Below are 16,173 nucleotides of genomic sequence, written 5' to 3'. Positions count from 1 at the left end.
CTTGAACTCGACGGAATACTTTCTAGGCATAGTTCAATCCTTCCTTAGCTGAGGTAGGAACTAAACCCAGGACGCTTCACCGCACTCGGTTCGCCCCCGAGGTTGACCACATAGTTGGCGACTTCACCAGCCTATCTATTCTCAGCGTGGATACCCAGTGTGCACCATCGTTCCGGGACCGCGCTGCAGCGCTACACAGGCGCATGTTCAGCAATCTCGATCACGGCAGTGTCTCCGGCGTGTCGGTGCAGCGAATGCTTACTAAGCAACGCGGTGCTCGGGTAACCATGCCGGTGGTCTTCACGTGTGGCCTGGGCGTCGTGGAGCACCCCGAGTCAGATCAGAGTCCTTACCTGGGCGTAATCGATCATGGCCTATCGCAGACGCCACAGGTATGGATGGACCTCCAGGTCTATGAACACGATGGTGGCCTGATGCTGAATATGGACGCGGTCGAGGCGATCTTCCCCGACGACATGGTGGCGGAGCTTTTCACCAGCCTTACAGCCACTCTCTCGCACCTCGCAGAGTCCCCTGAACTCTGGAACGCGCCCACCAGTACCATAGCTCCGACGACCAACGAGCCCACCGCAGATCGAATCAACGACACAGACCGGGAACTCCCCGGAGCGGATAAGAGCCTACTGGGGCTGTATCAGAAGGGACTTGCCGAGCATGGTGACAACCTCGCGGTGATAGACGCCACCACGCAATGGACATACGAGCAACTCAATGAGCAGTCGGATAAGTGGGCCCAGCTTATTGCTGCAACTGACCCGGCGCCTGGTGATCTCGTTGGCATCATGATGGAAAAGTCCGCACAACAGATCGCAGCGGTACTAGGCGCAATGAAGGCCGGATGCGCCTACTTGCCGCTGAGCGTGGACCAACCGGTGGGGCGTAACACTTCCATCATCAACGATGCGGGTGCATCCATTGTTGCGATGGACCATCCGGACGATGATTTCGCTGCGTTAGCCGAGCACTGCACAGTCATCACTCTGGCCGATGTCGCCCGGCATCGGCCAGGTGACCAGGCCTTAAGCGAATCGAGTCCGACACCCAGCTCGCTTGCGTACGTCATCTACACGTCTGGTACGACGGGTACTCCCAAAGGAGTAGCCATCACCCACGAGTCGGCGGTCAATACGATTGTCGATGTCAACGAACGCCTCGGGGTGACTCCGACCGACCGGATATTGGGGATTTCAGAGCTAAACTTCGATCTATCGGTATACGACATCTTCGGGATGTTCGCGCGGGGTGCTACCTTGGTGTTGCCATCTCCAGCAGACAAACGTGATCCGCAGTGCTGGGCAGATGCCGTAACTACGCACTCGGTGACGCTGTGGAACTCTGTGCCAGCACTTTTTTTCGATGTACGTGGAACACCTCCGCGAACGGAGCCTCATTGGTTCCTCCGTACGGTCGGCACTACTCAGCGGAGATTGGATACCTGTAAGTATCGCTTACCAGGTCAGCACCCTCTTCCGGGACTGCACAGTTTTCGCTGCTGGGGGTGCTACCGAGGCATCGATATGGTCAAACTGGTACGAGGTAGGCGTCGATGATGCCTCGCGTACCAGCATTCCCTATGGAACGCCGCTGGCAAATCAGCGAATGTACATCCTCGATGAGGCCCTGAACCCCCGACCCACCCATGTGCCGGGAGACCTTTACATTGCCGGACGTGGCCTGGCCATGGGGTACTGGAAGGACCCAGAGAAGACCGCAGCATCATTCATCACCCACCCCCGCACCGGCGAACGAATGTACCGCAAGGGCGACAAGGCCCTCTACAATCACCTTGGTCACATCATCTTCCTGGGGCGCGAGGACGGTCAGGTTAAGGTCAACGGCTACCGCATCGAACTCGGTGAGATCGAGTCAACAGCACGAAAATTCAACGAACTCCGCGATTGCGTCGCTGTCAACGACCATGGCATTGTTCTCTACGTTGTTACGCATGAGGGCTTTAACATGGCAGCACTCAATAACCACCTCGCCGAGTCTCTCCCTGCCTATATGCGTCCACGCGTGATATCACGCATTGATGGGCTACCACGGTCTTGGAACGGCAAGATTGATCGCAAGAGTTTAGAAGGAAAAACCTTTGAACAACCACAAACAAGGGAACGCTCTCGTAATCACCGAGATTCGGGTATCATTACCATCTTGCAAGAACTCCTCGGGCCCAAGGAGATCAGCATCGACGATGACTTCTTCACCATCGGTGCCGACTCGCTCACGGCCGTGCGGCTTACTAACTCGATTCGTCGAGAAATGTCAGTAGAGATCTCCATACGTGACGTATTCAACCATCCAACGGTCCGAGAATTGTCCGACCTGATCGCCGACATCGTCGGCAGCGACGTAGAAGAAGGCGAAATTTAGAGTTCATGCCACACCTGTTTCACTCACCTGACAAGCCACTTGCCCCCAACCCAGTGCTACGCACAAGCAGCCTAATCTGAAAGGAAACATCATGCCCAGTACTCCCCACACCACCCCGAAAGATGCAAAAGCAGGACGGCTGAACATCACCGACCTGATGAACATCGGCATCTTCTTCGTCATCAACTTGGTAGCCGGCGTGGTCATCGCCTTCATCGGCATCACCCCCATCACCTACGTGATGATCACCAGCGTTCAGGCCCTCATCCTGGGCATCCCGATGATGCTGTTCTTGGCCAAGGTGCACAAGCCCGGCATGGTCTTCATATTCCTTCTTCTCAGCGGCCTCGCCAGCCTGCTGCTTGGTTTAGGCATATGGCCACTGCTGCTCAGCTTGGTCATGGCCGTGTTTGCCGAGTTAATTTTGCGCGCCGGCAAGTATACGAGCGCAATACACAGTGTGATCGCCTATGCCTTTATAGCAGTGTCACCCACCGCATCATATATTCCGCTTTTCTTCACCACTCGGCGCTACATAGAGAGCAGCGGCATGCAGACCAAATATGGTGCTAGTTTCGCGGATGGCCTCACCTCTATTGGCCAGATGACTTGGCTATTCCTCATCATTGTGATAGTAACCTTCGTCTGCGGGATCCTCGGCGGGATCCTCGGCCGGCGCATCTTCACCAAGCACTTCCAGCGAGCAGGAATCGCCTGATGTCGCCCACTTTGCCCGGATCAGGCACGCACACAGCGGGACTCCATCTGGACCCACGCACCACGGTGCTGGTCATCCTCGTGGTGTCCTCGGTGCTCATCTCACCGGCCGGGTCCAGTGGGGCGCTGGGCAGCATTGCCCGGTGGATGCTCATTGCCGTTCCCGGGGCACTTTTCCTCGCCTCCGGCATGGTGGCCGCTGCACTGCGATACGCACTCACCTTCGCGGTGCTCGCCGGCTTTCCTGCGGTGGTGGTACAGGCCCTGCCCGAGCGCCACATCATCGTGGACGTGTGCGCTACGTGGTTCGCAGGGCTTTCGCTCATCCTCCCTGGCATCACGTGCTGCTGGTACCTACTACGCACCGTCTCGGCCAGCGAATTCATGGCCGCGATGCAGCGCATGAGGAGCCCCGACGCCCTGACCATCCCCACGTCCATCATGTTCCGGTTCTTCCCGACGATTCTCGAGGAATACCGCGATATCCGCACCGCCATGCAGATGCGTGGCATCTCGGGCCTGCGCAACCCGATCGCTATGCTCGAATACCGCTTTGTGCCACTGTTGGCGTCCGTTGTGAGCATCGGCAACGAGCTGGCTATGTCTGCAGTGACCCGCGGATTGGGCTCGCCTCGCCGACGAACCACGCTGTGCGAGATAGGCTTCCGCGTAGGCGACGCAATAGTCATAAGCGTGCTCGTCGTGTCCCTGATCCTACTACTGGTAAATATAGTGATGCTGCCGTGATAAAGCTGCACGATGTGTCACTATCCTATGGTCAAAACACAGCGGAGCCGGTGCTGCACCACGTAAATCTCACCGTGGCGAAGGGCGAACTAGTTCTAGTGTGTGGCGAATCAGGCTGCGGTAAGTCCAGCCTGCTACGCCTGATAAACGGCGTGGCGCACACGTTCTGCGACGCCCAGATTTCGGGGGAGGTGCTGCTGGACGACGAAGACATCACTCATGCCCACCCACACGACATCGCCGAACGCGTAGGCTCAGTGTTCCAAAACCCCAAGTCGCAATTTTTCACGCTGGAAGTAGCCAGCGAACTCGCCTTTGGCTGCGAAAACCTCGGCGTGGCGCCCAACGAGATTCGACAGCGTATTGGGGAACTTTCCGCAGATTTCGGCATGGTTCATCTCCTCGACCGGCACCTGTTCACACTTTCCGGCGGCCAGAAACAAAAAATAGCATGCGCTTCAGTGGCCGCGATGCACCCACAGGTACTACTACTAGACGAACCATCATCAAATCTCGACCTCGCCGCCGTCGATGAGCTGCGCCGCATCGTCGCGCAGTGGAAGACACAGGGCCGCACCGTCCTGATCGCTGAGCATCGGCTTTCCTACCTAGTTGACATCGTGGACCGAGTGCTGGTTATGCAGGACGGGCAGATCGCTCATGATCTCAGCGGCTCGGAGTTTCGCACCCTAGACAAGGCCGAACTGTACCGCATGGGCTTGCGCTCAGCGCAGCAGGTCCCCGAGGTGACCCGCGAGCCACGCCCTTCAAGTGGCACGATGGTGCTCAAAAAGCTACAGTTCACCTACCCCAAGGCTACAGAGCCATCCCTGAGCATCAGCCACACGGAGTTGCCGCAAGGACAAGTCATCGGCGTGGTAGGACGCAACGGGGCCGGAAAATCTACCTTTGTGCGCGTTCTGACTGGCCTGGAATCTAAGGCCACCGGCGTGGTGGACATCAATAACCGCTCGCTCTCGGGTCCCCGGCAGCGCCTGCGCCAGTCCTATTTAGTAATGCAGGACGTAAACCACCAGCTTTTCGGGGAGAGCGTGGAGTCCGACGTAATCATCGGCACCAGTGGACCGGATGGGAAAAACGAAGCGCGCCTTACCGAGGTGCTTGGTGCACTTGATCTCGCGGACAAGCGGGCCCGGCACCCGATGTCGCTTTCGGGCGGCGAACGCCAGCGCGTGGCCATCGCCTCAGCAGTCCTAAGTGAGCGCGAGGTAATCGTCTTCGATGAACCCACCAGCGGGCTGGACCTGTGCCGCATGCACCGGGTGGCCCACCTGCTAGACGCCCTAGCCCGGCAGGGCAAGACCGTTTTGGTAGTAACCCATGACATGGAGCTGGTGGCGCGGTGCTGCGATCTTCTCCTGCGCGTGGAAAAAGGCCGCCTTACCGCCTGCGAACCGTGCGATGATCTCGCACTGGCGCGCACGGTGCGGTATCTACGCGGCCGCGACAGCTAGTCCCTACAGCTTCCAGCTGGTGGCGTCGCTCTTTTCACCCCAGAAGCTGCGGTAGCGTGGGGAACTCTCCATGAGTTCCTCGTGGTTGCCGATAGACTCCACGGTGCCGGAGGGACTCATCATCACAATCTGGTCCGCGTCGCGGATGGTGTGCAGCCGGTGCGCAATGACGACGATGGTGCGCTCGGCAGAAAGCGTTTTCATACCGCGCATCACAAGGTGCTCATTCTGCACGTCTAGAGAGCTAGTCGCCTCATCAAGCAGCACGATCCGCGCGTCCTTCAGTAGCGCACGAGCGATGGAGACACGCTGACGCTCACCACCGGAGAGATTCTGCCCGCCCTCGCTAATCAGGGTGTCAAACCCCTGCGGCAGCTGCCGGGCAATCTCGGTGACACCGGCCAACTCCGCTGCGCGGAGCACCTCCTCCCGCGTTGCATTGTGGCAGCCCAGGCGGATGTTCTCATACAGTGTGTCCTCGAAGAGGTACACGTATTGGAACACCATAGCCAGCGAATCCAACACCGCCCGGGAGCCAAGATCGCGAATATCCACACCACCGATACGGATGGTCCCCTGGTCAACGTCATAGAAGCGTGCCGCAAGTTTTAGCAAGGTGCTCTTGCCGCAGCCGCTGGGACCCACCAACGCAGTAGTAGTTCCGGGCGCCACGCGGAAACTCACGTCGCGGACCACTGGGGTGTTGGGTCCGTAGCCAAAGCCCACCCCATCGAACTCGATGCCATAGTCGCGTGGCGCCGCCGGAACCGCAGGCTCCGGCAACACCCGCGCATCGAGGATCTTTTGGATCTCATCTAAGGTATTGCGCGCGGATTCCAAGCCCTCGCCGTAGGGTATGCCCGACATAGCAACGCGAGCCAGGATGAACACCAACACAATGACGCCAATGTAGGTGCCTGCTTCTAGCCAGTGGTTGAGAAGTAGCACTGTGGCCAGGGCATCAATGACCACGGTACCGACCATGATGATTAAAGCCAGACGACCCATGATCATCTCACCTGTCTTCTGGGTGTGCTGCTGGGCGCTAAGCTGCTCTCGAATCGAGGCGCGCACGGCGCGCTCCCCCAGCGAATCCGGCCCAGCCATGCGCAGCACCGGCTGCACCTGGGCGAACTCCAGCACCTCCGCGGCGCCGTGCTCGTTGCGCTCGCCCTTCTGGCGCTCTGCCACGCGGTACTGCCGCATTAGGCGGTTATAGGCGAACCACACCACGGCAGCCACTGCAACGGTAACCAGCCCCAGCCGCCAGTCCACGGCGATGAGAAACACGCAAGCCAAACCGGCCGAGGCAGCACCGTGCAGCATGGGCCGCAGCATCATTGCCGGCGCGTTAGCGGCAAACAGCGCACCGCTGGTGGCTACAACACCGATCTGGCCGGCGCGATCTTCTTCAAAATAGCCCAGGGGTAGCTGTGCCGTGCGATCGGCGATAAGCCGGTGGATGCGCAGCACGTAATCATGCCCCAGGTCCTGGGCAATAACCTCAGTGGGCCAGTCTGCGGCGGCGTAGACGAGGACGGAGATAATGATCCAGGGCAACCATGCTGCGGCCTGCGCGGGATCTTCGCTAAACAGCGTGTCCAAAAACAGTGCAATGAGGATAAGGCCAATGGCCAACGCCACCGCGGAAATCCCAATTAGCGTAAGGACCAGCACCAGACGGCGACGATCAGCCGGACTGCCCAGTGAATAGAGCGTGCGGATCATTATTTTTCCTCCCCTTGGATGCCCGCCTGCGCGGTTTGGTAGCGTGCCCACATCGTGGCGTAGCCCTTGCCTGCCGCCACTAACTCTTCGTGAGTGCCTGCTTCGGTGACCTCACCGTTTTCCAGCATGAGGATCCGGTCAGCGCCGGTGATCGTGTGGAGCCGGTGTGCGATAACTACTAGCGTGCGCCCGGCCACCAGCTCGGTAATGGCCCGCTGGATCGCGGCCTCGGAGTCCGGATCCGCAAAAGCGGTGGCCTCATCCAACACGAGGATCGGCGCGTCGAGCAAGATGGACCGGGCAATAGCCAGCCGCTGCTGCTCGCCACCGGAAAGCTGCGCGTCCTCTCCCACCACCGAGTCGTAGCCGCGCGGCAGATGGGTAATGCGCTCATGAATCTGGGCGGCGCGGGCGGCGCGAACCACGTCTGCGTCGGTGGCCTCCGGGTGAGCGAGGCGAATGTTATCCCGCACGCTCATCCGCATAAGGTAAGGGTCCTGGAAGACGAACCCTACCCTACGGTAGAGCTGGTCAGATCGGAGATCAGTACTAGGGACGCCACCAATGCGCACCGACCCCTCCGTGGGGTCTAATAGCCGGGGGATGAGCGCGGCTAACGTGGACTTCCCCGAGCCGGAAGGTCCCACCACCGCAGTGATGCTGCCGGCGGTAAGTTTTTGGTTAATGCCGGAAAGCACCGGGGTGTCCGGCACGTAGGAGAAGCTTAAATCTTTCAACTCAATTCCGGCGTTTGCAGGCTCCCTGCCGCCAGCAGCGGGCGGCAATACCGGGATGTTGAAGAACTCGGTGAGATCCGCCGCGGCAGCCTTCGCCTCCGAAAACATGATGTTAGTGCGCGAAAGCATAAGCAGAGGCGCGGCGATGTTGTTGATGAACAAAAACGCTGCCAGCACATCGGCCACTGGTACGCCCGCAGACGTGATGAGCCACGGGCTGGCCGCGGCTACCACCAGCAGGCCAAACCCGGTGGAGGTGAAGATCTTCATCAAAGCGGTGGGGTGTACGGTGGCGTGCAACCACTCGCGATAGAACCCACCAAAACTCCGGGAACGACTAAGGAAAATGCTCTCGTCGTAGCCTTCCGGAACAAACACCTTGATAACCGGGATGCCGCGCACCAACTCTACGACGGCGGCGTCTAGCTGCTTCTGGCTGGACTTAAATTTCTCCGCCTTTTCTTGAAACTCGCGCATCATAAACGGCATGGTGGCCACTGCCAACAGCAGTGGTACCAGGCCCAGCAGGCCTATCCGCCAGTCCACCACGAACATGTATCCCAGGCTCAATAGCGGTACGAGTACACCGGCCGAATAATCGTGCGGCGCGTGGGCGATGAGCTGGTGGATCTTGGTGACGTCGTCTTCGATGTAGGTTTTCACAGTCCCCGAAGGTGTCCGCGTAAACCAAGACAGCGGGAGCCTACCCAGCTTGGTAATCTGCTGCTGGCGTAAGTGCTCGCCCAAAAGGCCGTCGGCCTGGTGGCTTACCTGGAGGCTCTTCACGGTTGCCTGTCCATGTAGGACGGTGGCCACCATGAGCGCCGCGACTAGCAGCCACAGCTTTGACGCATCTATCGGCTCTCCCTGGAAGGACAGCATTACGGTGCGCACCAGCTCAACCAGCACGATTACCGGCACCAGCGACAAAACCGCCGCCAGCACCGCCAATAGCAGCGACACCGTGATCTGCCGGTGGGCAGGTTGAGATATTTGCCTAAATGTAATGGGTGGTTTTTGTTCGGTCATCGGGGCCTCTTTACTTAACAGTCACAATCACGCATTGTTCCGCGCTAACCAGGCAGTGTTCCCAGTAATTCCCGCTAGAAAACCGGCAAGCAGGTCGAGGAACTCGGTTCCAGTATCGAGCGGGAAGAAATGCCCACCCGGCAGGACCTTCAGTTCAAAACTACCGCTGGTAAAATTTTCCCACCGGGAAAGCATCTCTGGGCTGACAGCTGGGTCGCTATCCCCCGCCAATGCCAGCACAGGAGAGCGAAGCACCGTGGTTGCATGGTGAAAGCCCTCGTGTAACACATAATCGCGACGAATGTCAGCGAGCAGCAGCTTCATCACATCATCATTGGCAAGGATCTCAGGTGGTGTGCCACCTACCTTCTCAAACTCCCTGCGCAGCGCACCGAACCCCATTGACGAGTGGTATTCCCCAGGCACGGTTTCTCCGGGCGCCTGCCGTGCGGCCACCACCACGGCTTCCGGTATAGTGGGCCGATGCATCTGCTGCAGGCAGGCAGCAACCTGGTAGGCCAGCGCTGCCCCCATGGAGTGGCCGTACAACGCAATCGGCGCGCCCGCCGCCAGATCTACTATCTCGGTTGCGCACATATCGGCGAGCTTGTCAAAGTCGCTTACCCATTTCTCTCGGCGACGGGTTGCCTTTCCGGGAAGCTCCACCGGCACCACGTCAATGCTTGGGTTGACCCCCACCCATCCACGATAGACGGAAGCGCTGCCTCCTGCGTGATGGAAGCAAAACAAGAGGGTTCCAGTGCGATGTCCGGCCACAAACGGAAAGACTCCCTCGCAGCTGATTTCTGTCATTTTTCGCCTTTCGCTAGGTCGGACTGATTAAGCACGATTTCTACTGCTGCGACGGTACCCGGGTCTGTGGCAAGCAACTCGGGCATCCTGCGGGCTGCGGAGTCGTATGCTCCACTTACCAAATCGGCAATTCCGGCGGCCAGGGACTGGGCACTCAGTTCGCCTCGCTGGGCGTCAATATAGTTCGGCCCGGCACCGTTTCGACAAACTGCGTTGGCATGGAAGTGTTGGTCACCACCGAATGCAACCGCAAGGCACGGCTTGCCGGCGCGCAGGATCGCCCCGGTGGTGCCCAGTGAGCCGTGGCAGATGCCTGCACGGCACCACGGAAGCACAGTCGCGAACGGGACCCGGGCGACGGTGAGGATTCCTTCTCTCACACCAGGCTCATGATCGGGATCGACGATTATCGCCCGCAGACCATGCTCGATGCACGCGTCTCGAGTCCATCGTTGAAGGTCATAAACGCGATCTGAGACCATACTCCCAAAGCTTGCCAGAACCGGGGCCGAGCCGGCAGCCACAAACTCCTCGACTGCTGGGTCTAGGGCGAGTTCACTGTGGTGCGGGTCAAGCCACTCGCCAGTGACGTGAATGTGGTTTTTCCATTCCGGCGCCGGCGGACTCAACGCGGGACTGAATTGGTAGATCGTGGTTGGTGGAGAGGAGAGCGCTCGCTGACGCAGCCCCAACCTACGGCGCCATGCCGCTATCACTGGGCGCATCGCCCAAGCCATCAGAGTATTGGACATCCAGTGGGTGACCAGAGCTCCGACAGAGCCGTCCAGTTTTCGCGGATCCACGAGGCTGTAACGGAGGCAGGGTTCGGTAGGGAAAACCTGCACCCGAACGCTGGGGACGACGCGTGCAGCCCCTAACAACCGAGCAACTTCACTGAATTGGGTGTACATGACCACGTCAACGCCATCCATGGCATGCTCTAACACATCGAAAACGTGGGCGTCAGATATCATCTCACGGATACCTAAGACAGTGTCCATCATGCCTTTACTATCGCCCAAAAGGCGCTTCATTAACGCCCGGTAATCACCGGGTAACTCGATGTAGTCCCCCCCGTTTGCACGAAAACTCCCGCCGAATTCGCTAAACCCAGCCAAAACAAACTGGTGGCCACGATCTCGAAGTGCGACACCAAGGTGCGCAAATGGCAGCATATCACCCTCAGAACCCAGGACGACCGCGAGAACTTTCACAGCCGTCTCAATCCGTAATCCAACTAGGCCACTCAGGAACCCAAGACTCCCCCACGAGCTTATCTTCCGGGCCAATATCACGAATGACTCGGCACGGATTACCGGCTGCGAGTACCATGGGCGGAATATCTCTTGTCACAACACTGCCAGCACCAATTACTGCACCATGCCCAATCGTGACACCCGCAGTTACCGTGCAATTGCCACCAAGCCACACATGGTCTTGTATGGTGATCGCACCCCCGGTACACACCATGTATTGCCGCTCTACGGGGTCTAAGGCGTGATTGCCAGCAAAGAAGGAACACCATGGACCAACCATGACCTCATTGCCAAATGTCACCGGGGCCATATCAAGTACCGTCGTTCCTCGATTGAAGGTCACGCCATCTCCGACCTTGATTTTCGAGCCATATTGGACATGAAATGGCAGGAAAACCATTAAGCGCTCCCCCAGTTCACCAAGCAGGTCTGCCATCACTGCCTGCTTCTCCGCTGTTTGAAGTGGACGAAGCTGGTTGAGATCGTGACACTTCTCCGCCGCCTCCATCATCTCGTAATAGAGATCCGGGTCCTCAATAGGGCGGAAGGGCTGACCGCAGAGAATCTTATCTTCGATTTGCTCTCGAGAATCCATGGATACTCCTTTGTGCTTGAGAGGCGCGAGCCACAATACGAATTACGGTCAGCCACGCGGTTTGACCCTGACTAGTCGGAATACCCAGATTCTTAGCTCACACTTGGTAGCTCACAGGCCTTCGACTTAATTGTCAAGCATGCCATGCCTAATTATGGTATGCTCAACTTTGCAGCAACCTGCAGCGTCGCCGCCGATCAGCCGACCTGTGCAGCCCTCTCCTGCGGGGCGCTGTGCACGACCCGGTGCCGCTAGAATACATCATTTTCTAAGGATTAGTTGGCACTACCCCAGGCGCTTGCTCCGTGGACCACAATCCATCGTTCGCGGGCAATAATCGGTTTTCCTTCTGCGGTAGGAGAATCGGTGCGCCGTCTAATAGACCGTTGACGTATATCCAGGGATGAATCATGAAAGAAAACCCCACCACGGCAACCGCTAGCGGTGACCCCAGCGCCACCGCAGTCCCCTCAACCAGCGCCCACGCAAAAGGCCGCGACCTGGTGCTTGATGTCCAAGATCTGCGATGTAGCCTGGGAAAAGTCAAGAAGCGAACGGAAATCCTGCGCGGTGTGACCCTCGCCATTCCGCGCGGGGGCATCCTCGCCGTCCTAGGCGCCAATGGTGCCGGCAAGACAACCTTGGTCAATGTCCTTTCCACGCTGCTGCCCGCCACGGGCGGAACCGCCATCATCGATGGCCACAACTTAGCCACGGATCCTCCCAAGGTGCGCGCTTCCATCGCGCTGACCGGGCAATACGCCGCAGTGGATGAGGAGCTTACCGGCAAGGAAAACCTCATCTTCTTTGGCCGCCTGGCAGGGCTTAAAGCTAGCGATGCGAAGGCCCGCGCCGCGGAACTTCTTGAGCGCTTCGATCTGGTTGGCGCCGCCGACCGCCTGGTTTCGGCATACTCGGGCGGCATGCGCCGGCGGTTAGATATCGCCGCCTCCCTCACTGTCCCGCCCGCGCTGCTGTTCCTCGACGAGCCGACCACGGGCCTCGACCCCGCCGCGCGCAGCTCCGTGTGGGATACCGTCCGCGGGCTGGCGGCCGACGGCACCTCGATCCTTCTTACTACCCAATACCTGGAAGAAGCTGACCAGCTCGCAGACCGCGTCGCCGTGCTCGCCGGAGGCAAGGTGCTCGACGAAGGCACCCCCGCCGAGCTCAAGGACCGCTATGGCACCACGGTGTGCCTCATCACGATGTCTAGCCCGGACGATGCCGCACGCCTCACCCACACCTTGCAAGAACACCGCATCGACTGCCGCCAAGAGGACACCGTATTGCGCGTCGATGCGCCCGATGGCCACCGCACCCTAGTCCGGGCGCTGGCCTTGTGGGATGGCGACGACACCTCGGTCGCGGACGTCTCCTTGGTTCCGCCCTCCTTGGACGATGTCTACTTCGCTATCGCCGGGTCCGGCGACATCGCGCAGCAGGCTCCCCACACCGGTGGAGGCTCCCAGTGAACGCGCTCGGAGCAGTCGCTGCCTCGTGGCACCGCAATGTCCTGCGCACCGTCCGCAACAAGGCCGTAATGGTTTCCGCCGTGGCAATACCCAGCCTGTTCATGGTCATCTTTTACGCCACCTTCGCCAAGGCTTCGACGGAACTCGGCATCGATTACGCCGCCTTCCTCCTGCCCGCCGGCGTTATTCAGGCGATTGTGTTCGCCGCCGGGGGCTCCTCCTTGGCGATTACGCGTGACGCCGAAAACGGCATCCACGACCGCATCCGCGCCACCGGGACGCCCGCCTGGGCCACGGTCGTCGGCCGGCTGCTGGCAGATCTCACCCGCGCCGCGTGGTCGTGCAGCATCGTCGTCCTCACCACGATCCTGCTCGGTGCCCGCTACGCTGCCGGACCGGGTCGTATTATCCTTACCATCGCCCTTTTCGCCGCCCTCACCATCATCCTCTCCGCGTTTATCGATGGCTCCTGCCTGTTGGCCCCCAAGCCCACCTCGGCGTCCTTGCTCTTCCAAAACCTCGTGCTGGTCATGGTGATGTTCTCCACCGCATTCGTGCCTGCGGATGCGCTGCCCGGCGGCATTGGCCCCATCATCCGGCACGTACCGCTATCTCCCATCTTGGACACCGCCCGCAACCTACTAGGTGGCGCTGCCCTGGGGGCGCGCGGAGTCGAAGCACTGTGCTGGCTCATCGCCATGACCGTCGTTGGCGTATGGGGCTTTATCACCGCTTTCCAGGGGAGGAAACATGACTAACCACACCACCGCCACCGTGTCGCACGACACCACCTGGCTGTCCACTGTCGCCACGCATTTTGGAAGGCACCTGCGCGCCGCCCGCCGCGATAGCGCGGTAATTACCAATACCGTGGCTGGTCCCGTTTTGATGTTCCTGGTCATGCGGTGGCTGTTTGGCGACCTCATGGCGGCCTCGCAAGGCTCTGCCACGCTCGACGCGTTACCGCTTACCATCGCGCTCATCCTTTCCAGCGAACTGATGAATGGCACCTCCGCCGCCGCGCAGATAATTAAGGAACGCCAACGCGGTATCACCACCCGCATCGCGACCACGCGCTACGGCACCAGCCCGGAGATCTTCGGCCGCTGGTGTTTCGATTCCTTACGCAGCCTTATCTCCGGCTGCGCGGTGCTGCTGGCTTCCGTGGCTTCTGGCCTGCGTATTCACACGCTGGCCGGGTTTGGCTGGGTGCTGTTAGTCATCATCTTCGGCGCGGTGGTGGCCGCCTCGCTATCGGCCATGGTGGGCGCGATGTGCGCCACCCCGGAGGCCGCCATTGGCCCGGCCCCCATCATCATGGCGGCCATGGCACTTAACGGCGGCCTCGTGCCCGTGGAGCAATTCGCTGGTGTGGTTCAACCCATCGCCCGGTGGAATCCGCTTACCTTCGCCGCCCGCGCCGGCGCCGCCATCGACGGCACGCCAAGCGCCGAAATCCTTGCCACCGGCCAGCCCGGCACCGCAGTCTGGGCTTTCGTGGCCTGGATGGTAGCACTCACCGTAGTGCTGCTAGCCGCCGCAGCTGCGTTCCGCCGCCCCACCATGTCGTAAATAGCGCCGGTTAGCGCGACAGTGCTACTTGTCGCGCGGCGGCGTCCCCAGCGGCGCGGTAGCGCTACTTGCCGCGCAGGGCGCGCCGCCGCGATAAAGAGCTGCGAATCTTTACCCGCGGCCGCGCTAAGGCGGGTAGTGTCGCCGCCGGTTACCGGCAACCAGGCGGCCTCGCCCGGGGCTAGCTCCAGGTCGTTTACCGTGACCACACCAGAAGTAGCCAGGGCGATGGCCGGTCCGGGAAGCTGCGTGGAAACCGTGGTGCCGGCGGGCAAATCGTAGCGGGTCACCGCAAACTCCTGCACCGGCAGCGGGTACTCTACTACCGTCGCGGTGTTGGGCGCGGCATCGGCAACAGCGGCGCTCTCCGCGCCTGCACCATCGCCCAGGGAGGTGTTCCTATATAGTTTGTCAATTCCGTGGGTGAGTTTGTTGGGGGGTGTGAAGGGTTTCTGCTTTTCCTTGTGGATGTTGTTTTCGGGCACGGTGAGGAGCCGATTGGGCTTGCTGTGCAATCGGCTTGAGGTGAGGGTCTGTTGGTTCTAGGCTGCTGCGGCCTCCTGGACTGTGGAGATGTCTCGGTAGAGCTCGCCGTTTCGCATCATGGCGAAGAGAACGTTGAGGCGCCGGCGTGCGAGTGCGACGACTGCGGCGTTGTGTCTTTTGCCTTCTTTGCGTTTTCGTTCATAGAATTGCCGGGAACGCTCGTGGAATCTGATCGATGCAAAAGACGATTGCCATAGGGCGTTCTTTAATTTTTTGTTGCCAGCCCGGTTTAGGCGAATTCGACATGATAGACGTTCCTGACTGATTCGTCCGCGGTGATAGCCCTGCATAGGATGCTAGGTGCGCTGCATCGGGGAAGTCGGACATATCGCCAACAGTCATGAGGATCTGCGCTGCGCTACGCGGGCCGATACCAGGCATGGATAAAAGAATCTCGGTCTGCGGAATGTCCTGAATCAGCTTGAGTACCTGCGCTTCGATTTCTTTACGATGCTCGAGTTTGGTTAGTGCATCTGTGGCGGACATTGCTACGCCAAGTTCGGCGTATTCTGCGCCGGCAATGGATACGGTCTGTTCGTGGATGGCAGCAAGCATGGCATCGATGGGACCTGACCCCCATGTGGTGGACACCTGATATCCAGCCCAGTCGAGCTGGGAAGAAAGGTAATCTACCACCATGTCCAGGTACTCCGAACAGTTCAAACGCGATGCCGTAGCCCTCTATGAGAACAACGAGGATCTCTCGCTGAACTCAGCATCAGCTGAGCTCGGTATCAACCGTGCCTCGCTACATTCTTGGGTCAAAAAGTACGGCACTGGCAAACGTGCCCGCACGAAGGCCGTGCACGATCAAGCCCAAGCGGCGAATGATTCTGCGCGAATCCGTCAGCTGGAAAAAGAAGTCTCTAAGCTGCGCGAAGAACGCGACATCCTGCGTAAGGCCGCGAAATATTTTGCCGAAGAGACTCACTGGTGATCCGCTTCCAGTTTGTCGATGACCACCGAACCGAGTACTCGGTTAAGCGGATGTGCGATGTGTTAAAGCTGAATCGTTCCTCGTTTTACAAGTGGGTGAGCACCCGTAAAAACGCAGGTTAAAGATGTATTCTGATGCCGTTATTGGTGCAA

At 59.4% G+C, this 16,173-nt stretch carries 12 protein-coding genes and 3 pseudogenes; 9 read left to right on the top strand and 6 right to left on the bottom strand.

What is annotated here, in order from left to right; translation table 11 throughout:
• Positions 1 to 203: 203 nt before the first annotated feature.
• From CHU71_RS12980 to CHU71_RS03250, 5 genes and pseudogenes are all read left to right on the top strand, one after another.
• A pseudogene (locus tag CHU71_RS12980) lies at positions 204 to 1,322 on the top strand (AMP-binding protein); the annotation flags it as partial.
• 55 nt (positions 1,323 to 1,377) lie between these two features.
• A complete protein-coding gene (locus CHU71_RS12975; protein WP_338149303.1) occupies positions 1,378 to 2,394 on the top strand; it encodes a non-ribosomal peptide synthetase in 1,017 nt (338 codons plus the stop codon).
• A gap of 91 nt (positions 2,395 to 2,485) precedes the next feature.
• Positions 2,486 to 3,112, top strand: coding sequence for an MptD family putative ECF transporter S component (locus CHU71_RS03260; protein WP_014307391.1), 627 nt, complete (start codon positions 2,486 to 2,488; stop codon positions 3,110 to 3,112).
• On the top strand, positions 3,112 to 3,858 hold the full coding sequence (locus CHU71_RS03255) for an energy-coupling factor transporter transmembrane component T (RefSeq protein ID WP_070684481.1): 747 nt from the start codon (positions 3,112 to 3,114) through the stop codon (positions 3,856 to 3,858). The genes CHU71_RS03260 and CHU71_RS03255 overlap by 1 nt, the downstream gene beginning before the upstream one ends.
• Positions 3,859 to 3,872: 14 nt before the next feature.
• The gene (locus CHU71_RS03250; RefSeq protein ID WP_227917020.1) at positions 3,873 to 5,333 is read left to right on the top strand and encodes an ABC transporter ATP-binding protein; all 1,461 of its coding nucleotides are present in this window, start codon (positions 3,873 to 3,875) and stop codon (positions 5,331 to 5,333) included.
• Positions 5,334 to 5,336: 3 nt separating this feature from the next.
• On the opposite strand, the gene CHU71_RS03245 is transcribed toward CHU71_RS03250, so the two are convergent.
• From CHU71_RS03245 to CHU71_RS03225, 5 genes are all read right to left on the bottom strand, one after another.
• Positions 5,337 to 7,061 carry an ABC transporter ATP-binding protein gene (locus CHU71_RS03245; RefSeq protein WP_147760166.1) on the bottom strand — a complete coding sequence of 575 codons (1,725 nt, stop codon included), beginning with the start codon at positions 7,059 to 7,061 and terminating at the stop codon, positions 5,337 to 5,339.
• Entirely contained in the window at positions 7,061 to 8,827 is a 1,767-nt protein-coding gene (locus CHU71_RS03240; RefSeq protein ID WP_034970331.1) for an ABC transporter ATP-binding protein, read from the bottom strand. Before CHU71_RS03240 ends, CHU71_RS03245 begins: the two co-directional genes overlap by 1 nt.
• Positions 8,828 to 8,854: 27 nt before the next feature.
• Positions 8,855 to 9,640 carry a thioesterase II family protein gene (locus CHU71_RS03235; RefSeq protein WP_023018093.1) on the bottom strand — a complete coding sequence of 262 codons (786 nt, stop codon included), beginning with the start codon at positions 9,638 to 9,640 and terminating at the stop codon, positions 8,855 to 8,857.
• Positions 9,637 to 10,644, bottom strand: a complete 1,008-nt coding sequence (locus CHU71_RS03230; protein ID WP_255456381.1) for a glycosyltransferase — start codon at positions 10,642 to 10,644, stop codon at positions 9,637 to 9,639. Before CHU71_RS03230 ends, CHU71_RS03235 begins: the two co-directional genes overlap by 4 nt.
• Before the next feature lie 217 nt (positions 10,645 to 10,861).
• Positions 10,862 to 11,491 (bottom strand): sugar O-acetyltransferase, encoded by a 630-nt coding sequence (locus CHU71_RS03225; RefSeq protein ID WP_147760165.1) that lies wholly within the window; start codon positions 11,489 to 11,491, stop codon positions 10,862 to 10,864.
• Positions 11,492 to 11,901: 410 nt separating this feature from the next.
• On the opposite strand from CHU71_RS03225, the gene CHU71_RS03220 reads away from it, so the two are divergent.
• The 3 genes from CHU71_RS03220 to CHU71_RS03210 are packed head-to-tail and all read left to right on the top strand — an operon-like array spanning position 11,902 to position 14,538.
• Entirely contained in the window at positions 11,902 to 12,966 is a 1,065-nt protein-coding gene (locus CHU71_RS03220; RefSeq protein ID WP_147760164.1) for an ATP-binding cassette domain-containing protein, read from the top strand.
• A complete protein-coding gene (locus CHU71_RS03215; RefSeq protein ID WP_014303357.1) occupies positions 12,963 to 13,724 on the top strand; it encodes an ABC transporter permease in 762 nt (253 codons plus the stop codon). The genes CHU71_RS03220 and CHU71_RS03215 overlap by 4 nt, the downstream gene beginning before the upstream one ends.
• Positions 13,717 to 14,538: an ABC transporter permease gene (locus CHU71_RS03210; RefSeq protein WP_014303356.1), complete on the top strand. Its 822-nt coding sequence runs from the start codon at positions 13,717 to 13,719 to the stop codon at positions 14,536 to 14,538. Before CHU71_RS03215 ends, CHU71_RS03210 begins: the two co-directional genes overlap by 8 nt.
• Positions 14,539 to 15,080: 542 nt before the next feature.
• Here the strand turns inward: CHU71_RS03210 and CHU71_RS03205 are convergent.
• Positions 15,081 to 15,648: pseudogene (locus tag CHU71_RS03205) on the bottom strand (transposase); the annotation flags it as partial.
• 73 nt (positions 15,649 to 15,721) lie between these two features.
• Between CHU71_RS03205 and CHU71_RS03200 the strand changes: the two are divergent.
• A pseudogene (locus CHU71_RS03200) lies at positions 15,722 to 16,173 on the top strand (transposase); the annotation flags it as partial.

The sequence above is a fragment of the Corynebacterium sp. LK14 genome (assembly GCF_008042215.1).
In the GTDB taxonomy this organism is placed as follows: Bacteria; Actinomycetota; Actinomycetes; order Mycobacteriales; family Mycobacteriaceae; genus Corynebacterium; species Corynebacterium striatum.
Note: the sequence above shows the minus strand (reverse complement) of the source record. Positions and strands in the feature narration are given on the sequence as shown.

What these genes read in the sequence shown, in the direction of transcription:
- CHU71_RS12975 (WP_338149303.1), top strand. Translation starts at nt 1,378, where the DNA reads ATGTACGTGGAACACCTCCGCGAACGGAGCCTCATTGGTTCCTCCGTA.
- CHU71_RS03260 (WP_014307391.1), top strand. Translation starts at nt 2,486, where the DNA reads ATGCCCAGTACTCCCCACACCACCCCGAAAGATGCAAAAGCAGGACGG.
- CHU71_RS03255 (WP_070684481.1), top strand. Translation starts at nt 3,112, where the DNA reads ATGTCGCCCACTTTGCCCGGATCAGGCACGCACACAGCGGGACTCCAT.
- CHU71_RS03245 (WP_147760166.1), bottom strand. Translation starts at nt 7,061, where the DNA reads ATGATCCGCACGCTCTATTCACTGGGCAGTCCGGCTGATCGTCGCCGT.
- CHU71_RS03240 (WP_034970331.1), bottom strand. Translation starts at nt 8,827, where the DNA reads ATGACCGAACAAAAACCACCCATTACATTTAGGCAAATATCTCAACCT.
- CHU71_RS03235 (WP_023018093.1), bottom strand. Translation starts at nt 9,640, where the DNA reads ATGACAGAAATCAGCTGCGAGGGAGTCTTTCCGTTTGTGGCCGGACAT.
- CHU71_RS03230 (WP_255456381.1), bottom strand. Translation starts at nt 10,644, where the DNA reads ATGATGGACACTGTCTTAGGTATCCGTGAGATGATATCTGACGCCCAC.
- CHU71_RS03225 (WP_147760165.1), bottom strand. Translation starts at nt 11,491, where the DNA reads ATGGATTCTCGAGAGCAAATCGAAGATAAGATTCTCTGCGGTCAGCCC.
- CHU71_RS03220 (WP_147760164.1), top strand. Translation starts at nt 11,902, where the DNA reads ATGAAAGAAAACCCCACCACGGCAACCGCTAGCGGTGACCCCAGCGCC.
- CHU71_RS03210 (WP_014303356.1), top strand. Translation starts at nt 13,717, where the DNA reads ATGACTAACCACACCACCGCCACCGTGTCGCACGACACCACCTGGCTG.